The 2257-nt window shown below is 71.3% G+C and carries 2 protein-coding genes; both read right to left on the bottom strand.

Annotated features, from left to right (window positions below):
• Positions 1–217 (bottom strand): Mur ligase domain-containing protein (locus HKK72_RS38720; RefSeq protein WP_261987606.1); only part of this gene is annotated, 217 nt, incomplete at its 3' end.
• A gap of 91 nt (positions 218–308) precedes the next feature.
• The coding region (locus tag HKK72_RS38715) for a peptidoglycan D,D-transpeptidase FtsI family protein (protein ID WP_261987605.1) at positions 309–2257 on the bottom strand (1949 nt) is incomplete at its 5' end.

Here is a 2257-nt window from a genome sequence, read left to right as displayed (position 1 = left end):
CGCCCGCCGCTGCGGCCTGCGAGGCGAACTCCGCGCCGTGGACGCTGCTTCCCGGAAGTGCCGCGTAGAGGTCACCGGGGAGCACCTGGCGAGAGTCGTGGGTGATGCCCGTCACCGTCACCTGGGCGTAGGCGTCGGCACCGCCCCCCGCGTTCTCGGGATCGAGCAGCCGCGCCAGCCCGGCGAGCGGCCGGGCTGGTCTGGTCGTCGGGCGCATGGCGGCTCTTTCGGTACGGGACGGCTTGCTGTCGCTGGGACGCACTTGTCGGGTCGCTGCTGGGGCCACGGCGAGAGAGTACCCGCCTTGGTCAGCCGCGGGCGTAGATCTGGATCTTCGGTGACCTACTACCGGTCGGCGGGACCTTACGGGTCTGCAGAGCGAAGGACATGACATCCCTGAACACCGGCGCCGCCACCTCGCCACCGTAGTACGCGCGCTTGGGGTCCTGCAGCACGACCTGCACGACGAGCTGGGGGTCGTCGGCGGGAGCGAACCCGGCGAAGGAGGCCGTGTAGCCCCCGCCCCGGTAACAGCCGCAGCTCGGATTGACCCGCTCGGCCGTGCCCGTCTTGCCCGCGACCCGGTATCCCTGGATCTGCGCGGCCGGGGCGGTCCCCTCCTTGGTGGTGACCCCCTCGAGCATTCGGGTGATCTCCTTGGCCGTCTTGGCGCTGATCACGCGGCGCTGCGCCGGATCCGGCGCCGGGGTGAGGTTCCCCTGCCCGTCCGTGGTCCCGGTGACCAGGGTGGGGGCGACTCGTACCCCGCCGTTGGCGATGGTGGCGTAGACGCTGGCCATCTGGAGGGCGCTCACCGAGACCGTCTGGCCGAAGGCGATCGGGTAACGGTCGGTCGCGTTCCACTGGGCGGGCGGTTTCAGCAGCCCCATGGTCTCGCCGGGGAGTTTCACACCGGTCTTCTCGCCGAACCCGAAGGCGCGCATGAACTGGTAGAGCGTGTCGGGGCTGATCCGCTCGCTCGCCAGGATCGTCCCGACGTTGCTGGACTGGGCCAGGATCCCGCCGAAGGTGAGGCGTTCGGTGCCGTGAGTGTGCGAGTCCTCGAACTTGCGGCCGTTCCGGTACAGGTGGTCGGGAACGGTGAAGGGGGTCGTGGGCGTGATGCCGGCCTTCTCCATCACCGCCGCGGCGGTGATCACCTTGTTGGTGCTGCCGGGCTCGAAGGCCTCCTCGACCACCGGGTTGGACCGAGCGGCGGCGCTGGAGCTGCCGTAGTCGTCCGGATCGAAGCCCGGCGCCATGGCCATAGCCAGGATGTGCCCGCTGCGCGGATCCATCACGATGACGCTGCCGCTGCGCGCCTTGGTCGCCCGCACCTGGTTGATGATCGCCTGCTGCGCCTTGAACTGCAGGTCGCTGAGGAGGCTGAGCCGCAGGCCACGGCCCGGCACCGGCTTGCGCGACTGGTCCTCGCCCATCGGGATGTGCTGGCCGTCCCGGCTGATCTCCACGCGCTGCCAGCCGTCACGGCCGGCGAGCACGCCGTTCATGCCGTGCTCGAGTCCGCTGCCGCCCTCTCCGTCACGGTTGACGAAGCCGATGACGTTGGCGGCGAGCGACTCCGCCGGATAGGCCCGGCGGTACTCCGGCAGCGTGCCGATGCCCTTGAAGCCGAGCGCCCGCACCATCCTGGCCTTGTCGGGCGGAACGCCGTGGATGATGTACTCGAAGCGGCTGTCCGGCGTGCTGAGGGCCTTGAGCACCTTGGCCGCGTCGAGGCCGAGCATGGGCGTCAGGGCCGAGACGATCCGCTGCCGGTCGCCGGGCTCGATCATGACGGGGTCGGCGAAGATCGCCTGCGCCTCCACCGTCATGGCGAGCTTCGTTCCCTGCGCGTCGGTGATCTCACCGCGGGTCGCGGGCAGATCGATCTTGACGAGGCGCTGCCGGATCGCCTGCTGCGCGTACCGCTGCGACTCGATGCCCTGCAGTTGCACCAGCCGGCCGGCGAACAGCGAGAGCACGAAGGCGATGAGCAGCAGACCGACGTTGAGCCGCTTGATCGGATCGCGGCGGCGCATGGGGGTGCGTGGACGGGGGCGCTGCGGCGCCGACGCCTTCGCCGGGCGGCGGGCACCGGTGTCCTTGGCGTCGCGACGCGGGGTCGCCGCCGTGCGCGGGGGCTGCGCGCCATCGGTCCGGGGAGTTCGCCGGGCCGCCCCACCGCGGACGCCGCCGCCCGAACGCGGCGATCCGGTGGTGCGGGCCGGGCCCTGGCCGCCCTGTGGCCTGCCCC

The organism is Actinomadura sp. HBU206391, from assembly GCF_014323665.1.
Taxonomy (GTDB): Bacteria; Actinomycetota; Actinomycetes; order Streptosporangiales; family Streptosporangiaceae; genus Actinomadura_C.
Note: the sequence above shows the minus strand (reverse complement) of the source record. Positions and strands in the feature narration are given on the sequence as shown.